At 58.1% G+C, this 18,970-nt stretch carries 11 protein-coding genes; 9 read left to right on the top strand and 2 right to left on the bottom strand.

The genetic code is table 11. From position 1 onward, the window contains the following. The 3 genes from N5D48_RS15415 to N5D48_RS15405 all read left to right on the top strand — a co-directional run. Positions 1 to 489, top strand: a 489-nt coding sequence (locus tag N5D48_RS15415) for a zinc-binding dehydrogenase (RefSeq protein WP_279885753.1), incomplete at its 5' end; no start/stop codon positions are given. Between the two features lie 408 nt (positions 490 to 897). Beyond that, positions 898 to 1,224 (top strand): putative quinol monooxygenase, encoded by a 327-nt coding sequence (locus N5D48_RS15410; RefSeq protein ID WP_279885751.1) that lies wholly within the window; start codon positions 898 to 900, stop codon positions 1,222 to 1,224. Positions 1,225 to 1,525: 301 nt separating this feature from the next. Further along, positions 1,526 to 4,549 (top strand): amino acid adenylation domain-containing protein, encoded by a 3,024-nt coding sequence (locus tag N5D48_RS15405; protein WP_279885748.1) that lies wholly within the window; start codon positions 1,526 to 1,528, stop codon positions 4,547 to 4,549. 69 nt (positions 4,550 to 4,618) lie between these two features. Here the strand turns inward: N5D48_RS15405 and N5D48_RS15400 are convergent, their stop codons facing one another. Further along, complete coding sequence (locus N5D48_RS15400; RefSeq protein WP_279885746.1) at positions 4,619 to 5,554, bottom strand: cyclase family protein; 936 nt, start codon at positions 5,552 to 5,554, stop codon at positions 4,619 to 4,621. 288 nt (positions 5,555 to 5,842) lie between these two features. Here N5D48_RS15400 and N5D48_RS15395 point away from each other — a divergent pair, with 288 nt between their 5' ends. The 5 genes from N5D48_RS15395 (at position 5,843) to N5D48_RS15375 (ending at position 10,859) form a co-directional block, all read left to right on the top strand. Then, complete coding sequence (locus tag N5D48_RS15395) at positions 5,843 to 6,976, top strand: aminotransferase class V-fold PLP-dependent enzyme (RefSeq protein ID WP_279885745.1); 1,134 nt, start codon at positions 5,843 to 5,845, stop codon at positions 6,974 to 6,976. 22 nt (positions 6,977 to 6,998) lie between these two features. Then, positions 6,999 to 7,550, top strand: coding sequence for a YdeI/OmpD-associated family protein (locus tag N5D48_RS15390; protein ID WP_279885743.1), 552 nt, complete (start codon positions 6,999 to 7,001; stop codon positions 7,548 to 7,550). Positions 7,551 to 8,464: 914 nt separating this feature from the next. After that, on the top strand, positions 8,465 to 9,448 hold the full coding sequence (locus tag N5D48_RS15385) for a hypothetical protein (protein WP_279885741.1): 984 nt from the start codon (positions 8,465 to 8,467) through the stop codon (positions 9,446 to 9,448). A gap of 379 nt (positions 9,449 to 9,827) precedes the next feature. Further along, on the top strand, positions 9,828 to 10,091 hold the full coding sequence (locus tag N5D48_RS15380; protein WP_279885739.1) for a hypothetical protein: 264 nt from the start codon (positions 9,828 to 9,830) through the stop codon (positions 10,089 to 10,091). Positions 10,092 to 10,562: 471 nt separating this feature from the next. Continuing rightward, a complete protein-coding gene (locus N5D48_RS15375; RefSeq protein WP_279885737.1) occupies positions 10,563 to 10,859 on the top strand; it encodes an AAA family ATPase in 297 nt (98 codons plus the stop codon). Between the two features lie 37 nt (positions 10,860 to 10,896). Here the strand turns inward: N5D48_RS15375 and N5D48_RS15370 are convergent, their stop codons facing one another. Beyond that, the gene (locus N5D48_RS15370) at positions 10,897 to 11,190 is read right to left on the bottom strand and encodes a histidine kinase dimerization/phospho-acceptor domain-containing protein (protein ID WP_279885736.1); all 294 of its coding nucleotides are present in this window, start codon (positions 11,188 to 11,190) and stop codon (positions 10,897 to 10,899) included. Positions 11,191 to 11,319: 129 nt separating this feature from the next. Here N5D48_RS15370 and N5D48_RS15365 point away from each other — a divergent pair, with 129 nt between their 5' ends. After that, complete coding sequence (locus tag N5D48_RS15365; protein WP_279885732.1) at positions 11,320 to 17,946, top strand: DUF3320 domain-containing protein; 6,627 nt, start codon at positions 11,320 to 11,322, stop codon at positions 17,944 to 17,946. The last annotated feature ends 1,024 nt before the right edge of the window (positions 17,947 to 18,970 follow it).

The following is an 18,970-nucleotide window of genomic DNA, read 5'->3' as shown; positions in this document are numbered from 1 at the left end:
CTGACGGTCATCGGCACGGCATCGCGCGCCGAGACCGCTGACTGGGTGCGCGAACTGGGTGCCCATCACGTCATCGATCACAGCGCGCCGCTGCAAGGGCAACTGCAGGCCTTGGGGATCGAATCGGTGAGCCATGTCGCCAGCCTCACGCACACCGAACAGCATTTCTCGCAACTGGTCGAGGTGCTGCGGCCACAGGGTCGCCTGGGGGTGATCGACGACCCACGGACGCTGGATGTCATGCCGCTCAAGCGCAAGTCGCTGTCACTGCACTGGGAGTTGATGTTCACCCGTTCGCTGTACGAGACCGACGACATGGTGCGCCAGCATGAGTTGCTCGAGCGAGTGGCCGAGCTGATCGACCAGGGCACCCTGCGCACCACCCTGGGCGAGCATTTCGGTGCCATCACTGCCGCCAACATGCGCCGCGCCCATGCGCTGGTCGAGAGTGGCAAGGCGCGCGGCAAGATTGTCCTGGAAGGGTTCTGAAGCCAGTCTTTTCAAGGTGTCCGCCGAAAGCCTTGCAGCGCCTGTGAGATCGAGCGCTGCCCGCGCGGCGCATCGCGACGCAAGGCCGCTCCTACATCTGTTTCGGGCCAATTTTTCCTGTGAATAAGGCGGCGCCCGCCTTGGCCCATGCCTCAAGTCGTGCGGGGCGGCAGTGGTGCCCATGCTGAAATTTCGTCGGACCAACAAGGCTGACCAGGTAATGGCACAGGATTGACTGGCCCGAAACAGATGTAGGAGCGGCCTTGCGTCGCGATGCGCCGCGCGGGCGGCGCTCGATCTGATAGGCGCTGCAAGAGTCGCGGCGGACACAAGTGGCCCACACACGGTCAATAGCCCATGCACAAACAACCGCAGGCCAGTCGATCCGCAACTGACCAGGAACCGTATATGAACCAACAAGTCCATCCCCTCGTTTCCCTTGCCATCCTCAAGGCCAAGCCAGGCCAGGCAGCGTCGCTGAAAGCGGCCTTGCTGACCTTGATCGAGCCGACCCGGGCGGAGCCCGGCAACCGCGACTACATGCTGTTCGAGCGCAGCGATGAGCCCGGGACGTTCTACATGCGCGAGGCCTTCGATAACCAGCAGGCCCTGGACACGCACCTGGCCACCGCGCACTTCCAGCGCTTTGCCGAGCAGGCCGATCAGTGGTTGGCGCAGCCGCTGCAACTGATCTTCCTTGATGCGGTGTCCACCGCTGTCGCGCCTCATCCCTGACGAGCATGCGCGCACGGAATACTGGGAAGATATGCAACACCCAGCGCCGATTGCCCGTTTGTCGAAACCTCGGCCTTTTCGCAATCCCCTGGGCCATGACAGCGGCGCGCTCGACTAGTCTGGGGCTACCGACACCCAACGCGACATCAGGCCATGGCGCCCGGCCTCTGGAATGAATGGCTTTGCTTGCCCTTTGCAGTTTCCAAGTTTGCTCATGACGTCGCCCCATGAAAGGGAGACATTGCCCCTTGTGGCGTGAGCGCGTCCAGGCACGTGTCGGACACAACGGAGGAACATTGCAATGGATTATGCAAACGCAGGTACCGTCGTCGAGCTGTTCGAACACCAGGCAGAACTGCAGGCGCAGAAGACCGCCATTTACCATGGGGCGCAGAGTGTCAGCTACCAGGCGCTCAACGAGCGCGCCAATCGCCTCGCAAGGCACCTGATCGACATCGGCGTCACCCCCGGGGCGCTGGTGGCGATCTGTGCCGTGCAGTCGTTCGACCGACCCTTGTTCATGCTCGCCGTCATGAAGGCCGGTGCGGCCTATGTCCCGCTTGACCCGGATTATCCCGAAGCACGCCTGGAACTGATCCTGGAAGACACCGGCGCGCGGTTCCTGATCGCTTGCGAACAGGTGCTGGAAAAGTTCTCCAGTTACCAGGGCCAGCGGGTAGTGCCGGCCGAGGAAGAACAGGCGCGCATGATTGCCGATCACCCCGCTGGCAATCTGCGGGTCAACGTCGCCCCACACGACCTCATTTATGTCATCTACACCTCCGGCAGTACCGGAAAGCCCAAGGGCGTCGCGGTACACCACGGCGCCGTCCACAGCTTTGCCGTCAACTACCCCCGCGTCACGGGTGTGTGCGCGAAGAACAAGGTCATCCAGCTGCTTTCCTACACCTTCGACGCCTCCTTCATGGACCTGTGGATTCCGTTGCTGGTGGGGGCCAGCTTGTACCTGTACCCCGACAACAAGGTGCTGGGCGCGCCGTTGCTCGATTTCATCAGGGCGAACCACATCGACGTCATCACCATGATCACCCCGACGATCCTGGCGTCGCTGCCTACCGAGGAGCCGATCGGCGAGCTGCGCAGTATCGGCGTGGGCGGGGAGGCCTGTGCCGAACACGTGTTCCTGTACTGGGCGGACAAGGTCAAGCTGTACAACGCCTACGGGCCTACCGAAAGCACCATCGCGGTAACCTGCCATCCGTACCAGCCAGGGCAGAGTGTCAGAACCATCGGCAAGCCACTGACCGGCGTGGGATTCCATGTGCTCGACGCCACGCTACAGCCATTGCCGGTGGGTGAGCCCGGGGAGCTGTTCATCAGCGGCGACCAGCTGGCCAAGGAATACCTCGGCAAACCGGAGCAGACCCGCGAAAGGTTCGTGTTCATCGACGCGGACGTCGGCTCGCCGAGACTGCGCGCCTATCGGACCGGGGACATCGTGCGGCGGCTGGCGGACGACAACCTCGAGTTCATCGGCAGGAACGATACGCAACTGAAGGTGCGCGGGTTCCGCATCGAGGCGGCGGAAATCGAGGGGGCAATCAACGTCCTCGAGGATGTCAAGGAAGCCGCGGTGGTGGCGGTCAACGCCGAGCACGGGCAACCCATCCTGGCGGCCTTCGTGACCCTGGGCGGCGCCACGCGGGAAACTGCGTTGCAGGTCAAAGCCCGTATCCGCAAGGCACTGCACAAGACTCTGCCCACCTACATGGTGCCGGACAAGATCGTGATCCTCGACAGCCTGCCGCTGGCGTTCAGCGGCAAGGTGGACAGAAAGGCGCTGCAGGCGATGCCCACCGACGAAGCACTGTCGCTGGACGGCTATGACGAGCAGGACATCGAAGGGATTCTGGCCGCCATCTGGCGCCATGTACTGCAAGTGCAGGACATAGATCCTAGGGACAACTTCTTCGAGCTGGGCGGCCATTCACTGGGCGTGGTCCGGGTGCTCACCGCCTTGCCTGCGCAGATCAGGAAGCACCTGACGCTGATAGACCTCTACCTGTACCCGACACTGGAGGGCCTCGCCGCGCAGGTCAGGGCACGACACGACCAGGTGCCGCTGACCTTCGAGGAAAAACAGCGGATTTCGACCCAGGTCCTGCTGGGCGACATTTCGCTGCAGGCGGATCATGACTATCCGACGCAGATCGACCCCGACGTATTGGCCAACCCGCGCAAGGTGCTGCTCACCGGTGCCACCGGATTCGTCGGCGCGCACCTGCTGCTGGAGCTGCTGAACACGACCACAGCCGAGGTCTATTGCCTGGTGCGGGCCGAAAGCGTGATCCATGCCATCAGCCGGATCAAGTTCACCCTCGAGAAATACAAGCAGGCCTGGCCAGAGGAGCACGCAGCCCGCATCAAGCCCGTGGTCGGCGACTTCACGCTGGCGCGCATGGGCTTGCCGGAGGCGGCCTACCGCGACCTTGCGAGCGAGGTCGAGGTGGTCTATCACACCGGGGGCAACGTCAACTACATCAAGCCGTACCCCATCATGAAGGCCGTCAACGTCGACGGCATCCAGCAGATCATCGAGTTTGCCACCCGCTTCAAGCTCAAGTACCTGGTGGCATGCTCCACCGTGGCGGTGTTCAGCTGGGGTTATCTGCTCACCGGCAAGACCTGGATGTACGAGGACGAAGACATCCACCAGAACCTGCCGGTCGTCTGCCGTGACACCAACTACGTCAGAAGCAAATGGGTCATGGAGCGTGTGCTGGAGCAGGCCAGCCAGAAGGGGCTGCCGGTGATCGGCATCCGCCTGGGCTTCGTGATGTGCAACGGTGAGACCGGCGCCACCGAAATGAACCAGTGGTGGGGCAGTTTCGTGAGGTGCTGCCTGTCGCTGGGCACCTACCCGATGATCATGGGGCTCAAGGACCAGCTGGTCACCGTGGACTTCGTGGCCAAGGCCATCGTCCATATCGCCAGGAACAAGGATGCCGTCGGCCAGTATTTCCACATGGTGCCCGACCCTGTGAACGATCTATCCGTTTCGGACTTCTTCGTGCGCCTGAACGAGATCTTCGACCTGGACCTGAAGCCGGCGCATTTCCACGACTGGCTCGCGCTCTGGCGAAACAATGAGAACAGCCCACTCTACAGCCTGCTGAGCCTGTTCACGGAGGAGGTGGTCCCGGGCAAGTCCTTGGTCGAAGTCTATGAGATGACCTACTACTTCGAGCGGCGCAACACCGACCGCTTCCTGGCCGGCAGCGGCATCAGGACACCGCCGCTGGACAAGGCGCTGCTGTCCAGGTACCTGGACTTCATGGGCGTCACGCAGCACAGGAACAAGTGAAGGCCGGGCCAGGCTGCTGCCGGCCTGGCCCTTTCACCTGCCCGATGAGTCGGTATCGCGGCAGGGCGATCAGTAGATGGCCACCGGGTTGATATTGACCTGGGTCGAGCCCTTGTACAGCGGTTGGCCCAGCACGAACAGGAACTCGAAGGCCTTGTCGCGCACCAAGGCGCGGGTGTCGATCAGCTCCAGGTTGTAGATCCCGCGCTTGGCCAGCATGAACTGGTTGACCGGGAACTCTTCGCCGGTGGGGTTCGGATAGACCTCCGAGGCCCAGGTGTCGCCGCCGAAGGCGACGATGCCCTGGTCGGCCAGCCACTCGGCCGCCGACAGGTCGATGCCTGGCTCGGTGGCGAGGAACTGCGCGTTGTCCTTGCCGATCAGCTCCAGCCAGCCGGTATTGAATAGCACCACGTCGCCTTTGCGCAGAGTGATGCCTTGCTGTTTCAACACCGCCTTGATGTCGTTGACGGTGAACGACGTGCCGCCCGGCACGATGGCCTTGCCGTAGTACGCGGTCATGTCCAGCACCACGCCACGGGTGACCATCGGCGGCACGTTCTCCACGCCGAGCTTGGTCACGCCTTCGACGGTCACGAAATCAGCGGCCTTGTTGCCGTTGTAGTAGACGTTGTCGATGCCGATATGGCCGATGCCGTTGAGCTGGGTGCCGACGCCGGTCCAGCCGTTGACCAGCTCGTCGTTGAAGCTGAACTTGTTCTTGCCCAGGGTCTGGCCGGCCTGTTCGCCGGGCTGGATGTTGTAGAGGTGGAAGCTGCGGTGGCGGAAGGCGGGCAGGTCCTTGCTCACGGGGACGGCGAGGGGGTAGGTCTTGCCGGTCTTGACCAGGGTGATGGCTTGCTTGACGACTTCGGGGGTGAGGAGGTTGGCGGCGCCGATTTCGTCGTTTGGGCCGTAGGGGGAGGATTGCCAGTCGGCGGCCAGGGTGGATTGGGCGGTGGTGGCCAGGGCTAGGGTGAGTAGTAGCGGTTTGAAATAGCGCAATTCTTGGGCTCCTGAACGGGAAGTGATATCAGGGGCGGATTTTGGGTGGAGGCGGGGATGGGAAAAAGTGGTGGGCGGGACAAGGAGTTTTGCGTGTAGGGCAAGGAAGTGGACATCTCTAATGTTCATGCAGGGGAAGCTGTTGGGACTTCAACCAGTGGGCGTTTCCCTGATGTAAGTCAGGCAGGGGGCCAGGCTGACGATGCGGTGTGCCTGATGCATCTTGTCATTTGCAATAGCTTAGGGCAGGGTCGATGCCATGGACCTCTCTGCCAAAGGAACCGCACCATGTCTAAGATCTATCCCGGTATCGATCCCGAAGGACTGGTCGAGTACTCGGTGGTCTACACCGACCGCTCGCTCAACCACATGTCCCAGTCGTTTCAAGGTGTGATGAAGAACATTTCAACCACCCTGAAGCAGGTCTACAACGCCCAGGCTGTTGCGGTGGTTCCGGGCAGTGGCACATTCGGCATGGAAGCGGTGGCACGACAGTTTGCCACCGGTCAGCAATGCCTGGTGATACGCAACGGCTGGTTCAGTTATCGCTGGAGCCAGATCCTTGAGATGGGCAACATCCCGGCGGCCACGACGGTGCTGAAAGCCCGGCCGGTTGAAACGGGGCACCAGGCTGCCTACGCACCGGCGCCTCTGGACGAAGTGTTGGCAGCCATCGAGTCGCAGAAACCGCAGATTGTCTTCGCCCCCCACGTTGAAACGTCATCAGGGATCATCCTGCCCGATGAATACTTGCGGGCCGTGGGCGACGCCGTGCATGCGGTGGGTGGCCTGTTCGTGCTGGACTGCATCGCCTCCGGCGCGATCTGGGTTGATATGCACAAATGCGCGGTCGACCTGCTGATCAGCGCACCGCAGAAAGGCTGGAGCGCCTCACCTTGCTGCGCCCTGGTGATGCTCAGCGCTTTGGCCCTCGAGCGCATCGAATCGACGCAAAGCACCAGCTTCGCCTGCGACTTGAAGAAGTGGCTTCAGATCATGCAGGCCTATGAGCAGGGCGGTCACGCCTACCATGCGACCATGCCCAGCGATGCCCTCGCGCGGTTCAACGAAGTGATGAAAGAGACGCAAGCCTACGGTTTCGACAAGGTCTGCGACGAACAACAGGCCCTGGGTGATCGGGTGCGCGCAATGATGACCCGCAAAGGCATCAAGAGCGTGGCCGCGGCAGGCTTTCAGGCCCCTGGCGTGGTGGTGAGCTACACCGATGACGCCGACATCAAGAGTGGTAGGAAGTTTGCCAGCCACGGCCTGCAGATAGCCGCCGGGGTGCCATTGCAATGCGACGAGCCGGCCGACTTCCAGACCTTCCGTATCGGCCTGTTCGGGCTGGAAAAGCTGCACAATATCGAGCGCACGGTCAGCACCCTCGAGCAGGCACTGGACGAGGTGATGGTTAACTAGGCGCTCGGAGGGAGAACTTGCAATGACAACAGACGATGCGAGGTCCCGATTCGAAGCCAAGCTTCTTCGTCCGGCAAAGCCTGGTGATGATAGGCCGTGGGCGTTCGTAGTACTTCCAAGGGACGCGAGTGAGCGGCTTCCGAGGCGGGGAAGGACGAGCGTTGAAGGCACGATCAATGGGCATCCCTTCCGGGCAACCCTGGAACCCGATGGTCAGCTGAGCCATTGGCTGAAGGTCAGTAGCGATTTACTCGATGCGGCAGGTGTGGCCGTTGGCGATATCGTTACCCTCGAACTAGTCCCTGTGAAGAAGGAGCCCGAGCCTGACATCCCAGTGGATTTCGAGAAAGCCCTGGCAAGCAGGCCTGAGGCTCAAAAGGTTTGGAACACTGCGACGACCCTCGCGCGGGTGGACTGGATTCACTGGATTACTTCTGCGAAGCAACTCAAGACGCGTGAAAAGCGGATAGGTGATGCCTGCGATATGCTTGCGACCGGCAAGAAGCAGGTTTGCTGTTTCGATCCGTCCGGCTACTACAGCAAAGCATTTCGGGCGCCCGAGGCGGAAAATTGACCTTGGGCGGCAATGCGCAGCAGGGCACTAACTGACAGAGGCGGATCATTTGCCGACGTTGCTGACGGCGGTGCATTACCTAAGAGGCATGGCAAAGACGCTGGCCCAGGATGTGAATCATGGGTTGATGATTGGGCGGAGGGTTGAGGCCGTTGGTGCAGCGTAATGCGTTCGCCCAGGTGGCGCCAAATCATTGGGCATCTACCAGCTCTACGAGGAGCCCGGCAAACCCACATTTACTGCCTACGATGTCGAAGGCGGCTCGAGCTGCACCAATCGCGATTTGAGTGGAAAGACCCAAAGCCCCGTATTTCCTAGGCCAAACCGAGCCCTTCGATAAATTAGCGGAATCCTTTATGGTTTTTCCACTGAAAAAACAAAATAAATCGTGTTTTTCCACTGATTATTTCTATCGGATTCGTGCTTTTCCACTGATTGCTTCAAACGATTTTTGAACCAATATTTATGTAAGTCGGGCTAAGCTTTTAGGAGAAAAAGATGAGGTAGAGCGGGTCACTGCCACGCTTTCTATCAATGTGGTGGTCGCCTTGGCTTATCTTCTTGCTATTTGGTGGGTACGTGGGGAGCACCCAAGCTCAACAAGCTGCAATCAATACCCACCGTCATCCATGGTCAGCCACTCGGGAGTACCGCGCCTGGTCGCCACATCAAGACGTCAGAAGTTGACGAGAGCATCCTGATCCCAGTCCTTAGAGATCTAATGTTTCGAATGCGCCACCAAGGACTCTGGCGGCGGGGGAGAGCACCTAACCCTGGTTGCCATTTGTTATCATCCATCTCGGATTCGCATTGGAATTCTTACAAAAAAGCGCAAATGGCTTGGGGTGATGCTGAAGAGATCATCCATCTAAGGTAGGTTTTGGCTTTCAAAACGGTGATGGGGTAGAACACACATGGCTCAAGGAAACTTCTTCGCAATTGGCGCCAAGGAATTTGTTCACGCCTGCTCCATGGGCATGAACAGCGCCGTAGCTCTTCTGGTGATGGCGCGCGGCACCGGTAGGGACAATGCGACAACTGCTTGGAGCGCACTGTCAATTTTCACCTACACACGCATGGCTCGTCGGAGAGCCCAGAAAGCCATCGAGTCACTGGTAGGCGCGGGGCTTATTGAAGTTTTGCAAGCTGGAAAGAGACCTAGGTACAAACTGCACAAACCTGCAGACGATGGCGACCTGCTCTGGCTTCCGAATGAGCTGATTGACGGCGCTGGCGCAGAAATCCCTCCAGTGACCAAGCTTCGGGAAGCTGGAAACATTGAGCTCTTGCAAAAGCTGGTCGAGCTTTATGGCGTTCAAGACCTAGACAACGATGGAGGTCTGCCGAGATCGCTTGTTTGGTCGCACTTCGAGCGATCCACCATTTGCCCCATTGGACTGTTAAACCTATACGGATTCAGCAATGAAGAAACCCTGGCGACCTCAACAGGGGTGTTTGCTGAATACGCGAACCGTCAAGACGAACACGGCAACCGTGGCGCCTGGATGGTGCTTAAGCCTTTGGTGAATATGGGGCTGATTGAGCGCTTCTGGTACATGGCGGAATCTCAGCACCCGGACGCCGAGCTGATCTATCCAGTAGGCCTGCATGGCACCGGCGATGCCATCAGTGACCTCATACAGTGGCTGGAGGATACAGGTGGAAAAGGCTATGCCTTCGAGGCGCAAACTCATGACGTTCAAGGCATTGCGATGAGACACATCGAGAATGCCGACCTTGTTGGGGTGTACAGGTTGAAGTACCGCCCGAAAACCGGCAAAACATCGCGGTGGTGGGCCCTTGAGCTCCAGCAAGCCGAGGCAATGGTGGAGATTGTCCGACAGAACTGTAACGGCGAAAAAGTCCGACCTGTGCATATCAAGGCTTTTCAAGGCTGATCAAGGTCAATCAAAGAATGTAAGTGTTCATATCAAGGCTTATCAAGGTGAGTAAATACAGGTGCATTGTTCCGCAACGCACGCCTGACACCATGAATGAGCCCAGTACCAACGTGACAAGGAGCTCGGCGCCAAAGCAATCAATGAATAGAAAGTGATGGAGCATCGGAGGAAAGCGCGGTTGGCAAACGCAGAAAGGAAGGTGCAGCTCCAGGAAGTCACAAGCTCTACTCCCTGTCAGCGACTCATGGGCTAGCCACCTGTAGGAGCCTCCAACGATGATGCTGAGTGTGGGGTCGCAAATAGTCGCTCAGTAGATGGAGGAACCGTAGTCATCTGTGATGGCTGTGGGACGGGCAAAACGATTTTAAGTTCTCTCATGGCAAATGCTTTAACAAAAGCATTGGATGAGGCTGAGCAAGCGCGCAAGGCGCTGGAGTTCATCGCCTCATACTGCCGGTTCATCGGATCCACCCCCTCTCTGCATCGTGAGGTCAAATACTGGCTCGACGTATTGGCGTTCGCACGGGCCACCGTGGCAAAGCTTTTTATTCTCTTTGCCTATTCTCGTATCTTTTTTCAGGAGATGCCGCTTTTCGCTGACGGCCCTGAGCTCAACGGCTACAAGCACCGCCTTCGCTAACACTTCCTTCGAATTCTGCATTTTCCTTATTCGATTGGGAGTTTTGTTGTGCCTCAAAAAAAACGTCGTGCCTGCTCCAAACGAGCGTATCCGGACAATCAACGGCAGTCGGTACCTGCGTCGCCTCCGGAACCTATGCCTGAGAAACCTGAAACGCCTCAGAAGCCTGAGAAGCCTGAGCGGTGGTGGGTCACTCGATTACTGGATATCCTGAAAATCGTGATCGGCTTGGCCAACTTGTTCCTGGGGCTGTTCAAGCACTGATAGCGTGTCCCCCACCCAAGTGGTGGGGGCGCTTGACTCTGAAGTATCCGAACTGCAGCTTTAAGGTGTATTCGCCACTGCTCCCCGTTACAGCTACCAGCTGCTCGGGATAGCGCCTTGCCCCAGTCTGTGGCATATAGCCAGTTATATTGCATTCGGTTTGGAAGCCCAGAGGCCGATAGAAGCCTGGCCTGGGGAGAAGTGGGGATGTACCTTTCAGCGCTGTCTATCCGTAATTTTTGCCAGTTTGGCGATCTGACTCCTGGCTTTGTCATTCACTTCAACGAGGGCGTCACTGCGCTTGTGGGGGAGAATGATGCCAGCAACACTGCAGTGATCGACGCCATCCGTTACGTCCTGCAGACCCGTGACTCCAACTTCCGCGCCTTGAACTCGAAGAGTTCCATGTCACGGGGGATAGCGAACTTGCGACCGACATCACCTCGGTTTGCACGCTGTCCGGATTATCCACGCTGGAGCTCGGAGCCTTTACTGAGTACGTAACCTTTGAACAGGCGACACGATGAGAATCACTGTCTACTCAGATCTCCATCTGGAGTTCATCGACTTCCAACGAAGTCAGATCGATATCCTGACGTTGCACCGTGATGCCCAGGCCCAGGTTGCATCTGGCGAGATCCAGCAGATCATTTACCAACTGATTGGCATGTTCGGCACTCGTATCGATCTGCACCGCCAAGCTCTGTTCACGGTCTCCCCACTGCTTGGCTTTGGTAAGCAGGGCCGCTCCCATCTTAATGGCCGTTAGCGGTGATCGAAGATCGTGACCCAGTACCCCAAGCACCATTTTGCGCGTGCTGAACAGATTAAGCATCAGCGAACGACCAAAGGATCATTACGTCTGAAGCAGGAAACGCTATCATCCCGCCATCAGCTCAAGAGGATCCCTTCGCGGCCGGTCAGTCCGGCACTCCCTTGAGCATCACAACAAGGAAGGTTGCGCATGGACGACATCGTTCAGCCCCCCGCTGCTCAAGAAGAAATCCCACCTAAAGAAGTCAAGATCCTTGCCACCCTTGTGGCGAAGCTGAACCTTGCCGACTTCCAGAACGCCATTCCCGTAATTCGCGAACTTCGTATAGCGAACGAGACCGAAGACCGTTTCGTTAATGCGACCCTGACATTGACCTCAGAACCTGAGGTGTTCAAGGCCAAGGTGTGGCGGATCGACGAGATTGGGGCAGATAGCTTCCGGATCATTCCTGGTCTTGATCTGGTCTTGGACGGCCCGTTGCTTAGTCGTCTGACCGAAGCTGAGCTGTCGACATTCACCTTCGTGCTTGAGGCGGACGACAAGGAGGCCGAGAGCGGCAGAAAGGAGGTCTCCCGTTTTGAGCAAGTCGTAGACCTTCTGCCCCGAAATCAGTGGGGTGGGTTGCGGCATATTCCTGACATGACGGCTGCCTTCGTGCAGCCGAATGATCCGGCAGTTGAACGACTCTTGAAGCAGACGGCTGAGTTGCTTCGCCAAAGTGAACTGTCCTCATCGCTGGATGGTTACGAGGGTGGCGCGAAGCGAGCTTGGCAGCTGGCGTCTGCGGTCTGGAGCGCCGTCGCACGGATGAAGTTCGACTATGCATTGCCGCCGGCAAGTTTTGAACAGTCAGGTCAAAAGGTGCGAAGCCCAAGCCAGATTGCCGATACTGGTTTGGCAACCTGCATGGATCTTACCCTGCTATTCTGCGCTGCCCTGGAGCAAATCGGGCTGAACCCAGTCATCGTGTTCACCCGCGGTCACGCTTTCGCGGGGTTGTGGATGAAGCCCGAGGAGTTCACTACTGCCCTTGTCGATGATGTGACGGCGGTACGCAAGCGGGTGAAGCTGCGGGAACTGGTTCTATTTGAAACGACGCTCAGTACGCAGAATCCTGTCCCAACCTTCTCTTACGCAGTCGAGAGAGGTGAGAAGCAGATTGCCGAAGACGCGGACAGCGAATTTGAAATGCTGCTCGATATTCGCCGGGCTCGACTGCAACGGATCAAGCCGCTCGCAAGTGCTGAGGCTCAGATCGCACGGATTGCTGATGAGGTTCCGGTGGACTCTCCGACGCTCCTGGTCGAGGACGGGGCTGGAATCCCTGATGAGATCCACGAGGTAGTGGTCGAAGACCTTTCCAAGCTCGACCCAGCAGACCGACTTGGCCGGTGGCAGCGCAAACTCCTGGATCTCTCGCTTCGAAACAACCTCTTGAACTTCAAGACAGGCAAGCGGGCGCTGAAGCTGGAGTCCCCAGATCCAGGAGCCCTCGAGGACGTATTGGCCAGTGGTCAGTCGCTGAAGCTGCTCACCCGCCCAGACCTCATGGATGGTGCTGATCCGCGGGAGCGCGCTCTGTATGAGCAACGTGAGCGTGAGGATGTTCGTCGCCGGCATGCCGAGGATGCCCTCAAGCGCAGAGAGGTGTTTGTTGCGCTGACATCCAACGAGATGGATGTTCGACTCACCGAACTGTACCGAGGTGCTCGCACAGCGCTGCAGGAAGGCGGCTCCAATACGCTCTTCTTGGCCATTGGCTTCCTGAGTTGGACACGCGAGGACAGAGCAGGGCAGAAGTACAAGGCGCCATTGGTTTTGATACCGGTTACGCTGGAGCGCAAGAGCGCTCGCTCCGGATTCACCATGGTGCTTCACGATGATGAGCCGCGCTTCAACCCCACCCTGATTGAGATGCTTCGACAGGATTTCGAATTGGGCTTGGGGTCGCTGGAGCACGAATTGCCTCGGGACGATTCTGGCCTTGATATCGCCGGCATTTGGAACAAGGTTGGCCATGCCATCAAGGACATAGCAGGTTGGGAGTTGAGCGAAGACGTCGTGCTGTCGATGTTCTCGTTTGCCAAATACCTCATGTGGAAGGATCTGGCCGAGAACGCTGAGCACCTGCGGCAGAGCCCAGTCGTTCAGCACCTTCTGGATACCCCACGCGATTCGTTCGTTTCGGATGCACCGTTCCCAGAGGCGCAATCGCTGGATCGCGACTACGGCCCGACAGACGTTTTCTGCCCGCTGCCGTCTGACTCATCTCAGTTGGCTGCAGTGATGGCTGCAGCCAAGGGCAAAGACTTTGTGCTTATCGGCCCACCCGGTACTGGCAAGAGCCAGACGATTTCCAACATGATCGCCCAGTCGATTGCCCAAGGGCGTCGCGTGCTGTTCGTCTCGGAGAAGATCGCCGCGCTGGATGTCGTGTACCGTCGCTTGCGTGAGATTGGCTTGGGTGAGTTCTGCCTCGAGTTGCACTCAAGCAAGGCTCGGAAAACTGATGTGCTGGCCCAGCTGCAGTCCGCTTGGGAGGCAAAAGGGCAGGTCGATTCCGCTGCATGGGAGGTTGAGGCTCAGCGTCTCGCAACGCTGCGCGACAGCCTGAACATTTACGTCGAGCGACTGCACCGGCGCCATCGCAACGGTTACACCATCTACGATGCGATTGGCGCGGTCACTTCGGGTGTCGATGAAGCTGTTGCCCCTGTTGGCTGGGCGTCACCTGACACGCATGACCACAAGGCCATGCTTGAGCTTCGTGAATTGGGCGATCGTCTCGAAGTGAACGCGCAGGCTGTGGGCTACAGCCTGCTTGCTGGTAATGCGTTGTCCGCAGTTGGCCAAGCGGAATGGTCACCTCATTGGCAACAACAGTTCGTGCAGGCGGCTCGTGATGTGTTGCCTGCCGTCTTGGATGTCCAGCGTGCGGCTGATCGGTTCGTTGAGTTGGCTGGGCTCCCAGCTTCGGAATACACCCCGGGTGCACTGGAGGGGCTGTCAGTCCTTTCCCAGGCACTACCCGCGGCAGCAGGACAGGATTGGCGCTTCGCGTTGCGGCCTGATGCCCGTTCTATTTCTCAACGGCTGAGCGATGGCTGTGCGTGGGTTGAACAACATCGAGAGCTAAACGCTAAGCTTTCGCCGCTCTGGACTTCTCGCGTTGTGGCGGATGCGAAGCAGGGTATTGACCTGCTGCAGCAACGTCGCACCATATTCGGTGAGCTCAGCCCGGCCTGGCCGGAAAGTGTCACCGATGTGCTTGCTCAGGCGGTGGCACTGCTTAGCCAAATAGTAGAGCTCAAGCAGCAGCTCAGTGCGACCTATGGCGATACGATCGAATCGCTCGACATCGATCTGTTGCTGAGAGAGTGGAAGGAGGCTGAGGAATCGTTCTGGCCAAAGTCCTGGTTCGGTAAGCGTCGTATCGCAGGTTTGCTAGCCCCGACTCAAACCACTGCGGGCGAGGCCGATCACGGTAAGGATTTAGCCACCTGGGCAGAAATACGTGCCGTGCGCCGCGCAATTGATGAGCTTGAGCCAGGGCACGAGTGCGTTGCCGTTTGGCAAGGTTCAAAGTCTGACGCTGAGAGGCTTTCGACGTCGATCAAACTTCAAGAGGCCATTCGGCTCCAGCAATCAGACTCGGACTGGATCGATGATGGGCTCCAGTTGGTCGAGCAAGGCCAGCTGGGTGATGCATTGAAGGAAGAACTGCGACGGCTTCGCACGCTGACTCGCCTTGATAGCGATATGGCTGCCTTGTCCGACCTTGGCTCGAGCACTCAGCAGCTTTGGTGCGGCATGGACACTAACATTGAACTCCTTACTGCAGCGCTGTGCTTCCAGGCTGAGCGTCGGGATATCGAAGCACGTGGTCGCCTTGTTGATGATCACCCAGAAGTGCAGGAGGGCCGCTGTGGAGCCTTGCTGAAGGGTGACTTCGATCTGTTGAAGGAGCGGGCAGCGGTTGAACGTGATCTGTCCGACCTGGCTGACCTGCGAGAGCTGGTACCGGTCTGGAGTGACCTGAAGACCAAGCTTGAGATTGCACGTCAGGCTGTGGTGTTCCAAGGGCAGGTAGCAACTGCTGTTGCGAAGCTCGCGCTGAACCCGGAGCAGATTGCAGCTTACAAGGCTCCCCTTCAAACGCTCTTGGGCGATGGCAACGCTTTGCTAGAGCCTGAAGGTGCGATAGCTCTCGCAGGCGTTGGCCTGTGTGAAAAGCTTGCGTTGTTGCAGGAGCGTTCATCGCATCTGACTTCGATCGGTCACTTCACCGAGGCCGGTGCTGAGGAGACCTCACACCTTTCGTTGAATGACCTCAAGAAAAATTGCGAAACCGTAGTTTCGTCCGAGGCGCGACTCAAGGCATGGTGTGCCTGGAGGAAGGTGCGCGATGAGGCCCTCGCCGTTGGCCTCGCCCCAATTGTCCAGGCCATGGAAAGCGGAGCCATCACCTCCGGAAAAGTCCGCCGCGTCTTCGAGGTGAATTACGCTCGCTGGTGGCTGAATACCACTGTCGATAACGAGGAAGTGATCCGGACATTTGTCAGCGTTGAGCATGAACAGCGTATTCGCGATTTCCGAGCGCTGGATGACAAGTTCACCGAGCTGACGAAGGACTGGCTCCGTGCTCGGCTGTGTGCTGACCTGCCAAGTCAGGACAGCGTGAGCCGCTCTTCAGAATGGGGCTTGCTGCGTCATGAGATGGGCAAGAAAACCAAGCATATTCCATTGCGTGAGTTGATGACCCGGGCACCAGAAGCCCTCACCAAGCTGACGCCTTGCTTGCTGATGAGCCCGCTCTCGATTGCCCAATACCTGCCACCAGCCTCAACCCCGTTCGACCTCGTCATCTTCGATGAGGCCTCTCAGATTCCGGTCTGGGATGCAATTGGTGCGATGGCGCGAGGAAAGCAGGTCGTGATGGTAGGTGACCCGAAACAGCTGCCGCCGACCTCGTTCTTTGACCGGGCTGAGTCCACTGCTGATGATGAGGATGTCGAAGCGGATCTCGAGAGCATCCTGGATGAATGCATCAGCGCGAACCTGCCGATGCGCAACCTGAACTGGCATTATCGCAGCCGTCACGAGAGCCTGATCGCGTTCTCCAACCAGCGTTACTACGGCTCGAAGCTGGTGACGTTCCCTTCGCCATTCACGGCTGATAAGGCTGTGAGGCTGTGTCCAGTTGCTGGTGTTTACGACAAGGGCGGCTCACGTACCAACCTGATTGAAGCAAGAGCCCTAGTTGCTGACCTTGTTGCTCGCCTTCAGTCGCCGGCCTTCCGTGAGAGCCGTCGTACTGTGGGAGTGGTCACGTTCAACGGTGAGCAGCAGAAGCTCATCATGGACATGCTCGATGAGGCATGCCGGAGGGATCCGTCGCTCGACTCGTACTTCGCTGAGTCTGAGCTCGAGCCTGTGTTCGTGAAGAACCTGGAAAGTGTCCAGGGCGACGAGCGGGACATCATCTATTTCTCGACCACCTACGGAAAAGACGCTGCCGGCGTGATGTCTATGAACTTCGGCCCGATGAACCGTCCGGGTGGCGAGCGCCGACTGAACGTTGCAATTACGCGTGCTCGCCAAGAACTGGTGCTGTTCTCGACCCTCCGCCCAGAGCACATTGACCTTGCTCGGACGCAAGCCGTCGGGGTGCGTGACCTGAAGCATTTCCTCGAATTTGCTGAACGTGGGCCGCAGGCCTTGGCTGAAGCGAATTTCGGTAGTGTGGGTGGATTCGATAGCCCATTTGAAGAGGCAGTCGCTGCTGCCTTGGCCAAGAAGGGTTGGCAGATCCATACCCAGATTGGTGTCTCTTCCTTCCGAGTAGACTTGGGGGTTGTGCACCCTGATGCTCCAGGGCGCTTCCTAGCCGGTGTCGAGTGCGATGGGGCTACCTATCACCGCAGTGCGACTGCGCGTGATCGCGACAAGCTGCGTGAGTTTGTGCTGCGTGGACTTGGCTGGGAGATCGTCAGGATCTGGTCGACCGACTGGTGGGTTGATGCCGTGGGAACCGCAGAAAAGGTGCATCAACGTCTCACCGAGCTGCTTGCCGAATCGAGGGCCAAGCAGGCGGTCATCGATGCTACCAATGAGGCTGAGCGCCTAAAAGTCGATGCTGCCATGGCTGAAGTCATTGAGGTTGTGGATCAGGTTGCTGTTGTAGCTTCGACTTCAGCTGCCGGAGCCAATGATCCGTCTGGCGCAATGCCAGAGTTGAAATACGCCAGAGCTGCCGCGGCTCAAGCAGCAGAAGATACCGTGATTCCTTATGTGCCAGTAGAGCACCTGGTTTACAAGGAAGCAGACCCTGCCGAGGCTGTGGAGGCGGTTGATCCCGACAGATTCTTCGAAGCGAGCTACACGGCTACCTTGGAACAGATGATTGCCCATGTGGTGGCAGAGGAGGGGCCTGTGCTCGATATGGCGCTTGCACGGCGTATCGCGCGTGCTCATGGCTGGGTCAGAACGGGCTCGCGCATTCGTGATCGCGTCGATCAAATAGCGCGGGCACGATTCCGATCTCATGAAGAGGAGCAGGCAGGAACATTCTTCTGGCCGACTCATCTCGAGTCGGATATGAACGTTGTCTTTCGTAGGCCGGGTGATGACGATGCCATTCGCCCACTTGCTGAAATCTGCTTGCCCGAACTAGGTGCCTTAGTAGATGAAATGACCAAGCATGGTCACGTAGGAGAGGGGCTGGTTTACGCAGTAGCCAAGGAAGCCGGGGTCGGTAAGCTTGCCCACGCGGGCCGTCAGCGTATCGAAAAAGCGATAAAGCGGATCGCAGAGTGATACTCGATAGGGCGCATTACCAGCGCCCCTTATCGATTCAGGGTGTAGCACTGTTGCTTCGAATTGTGCCGCGCCTGTGTACACACGAAGGCTAATTTGCAGTGGCAGAACAGGTCAGCAGCGAGATCGTATGCTGCTGACCTGTAAACCGTCATTTGCCGCGCGGTTTGCCAGCATCGCTCCGTTTATCGCGGACTTGACCGTCCTTGTTGCGAGACCGTGGTTGTTCACCACCGCCAGGCTTCGGAACGTTCACGTTGGGGTTGAGAGGGCGACGATCTGTCATACGGAATCTCCTTCATCCAGCAATGTGAGATACAAGAGGTTTTCAGTAAATCGCGAGCCGCGCAGAAAGGTTTGCACACATCATATGGTGGTTTTCCTTGCTGCAAGACACAACATAATGCGCTCCACTGGTGTTCGCAAGTGTTTTGGATCCCTTTAAATTTCTAAATTTTTACGCCCGTGCAATGTGCCATCACGCATTCGGTATGGAGCATCGTGATGGGTTGGAAAGGGACTGTAAGATCGCTGCAGACATCAGCCAGACGAGCTGAGCGCAACGCTCATCGTCGGCAGCGTGAACTCGAGAAGCGGCAAAAAGAGTTCGACAAGATGGAGGCTCTAGAGCAAGCAGCGTACGCTGAAGACCCCGGGATACAAGGACTTGAGGGTGCTGGAGGGGGACATTCCACTCAAAACGCGATTGATGCACGAGCGTGATCCGGCAGACGCAAACCACAGATGATCGACTCAGGAGGTCGCCTCTGATAATACGGCATTTAACATAATATACATTATGCGTACCTTCGTATGGAGCTACCGGGGCATGGGTTGGTCAGATTGGAAGCCAGATCGCAGTGCGATTTTCGCGGACGCGAAAAAATCGACCAGCTCGGCCGGCACCAGGTGTTGCTACTAGCAACACCCTGCAGATCTGAAAGCAGTCGCTGCACACTGCTCGGTACGACAGTTTTCACGGTGAAAATTTCACGGTGAAATTCCTGCCGCCTGATCGCACTGC

Origin of the sequence: Pseudomonas sp. GD03858, assembly GCF_029840925.1 — a bacterium.
Lineage (GTDB): Bacteria > Pseudomonadota > Gammaproteobacteria > Pseudomonadales > Pseudomonadaceae > Aquipseudomonas.
Note: the sequence above shows the minus strand (reverse complement) of the source record. Positions and strands in the feature narration are given on the sequence as shown.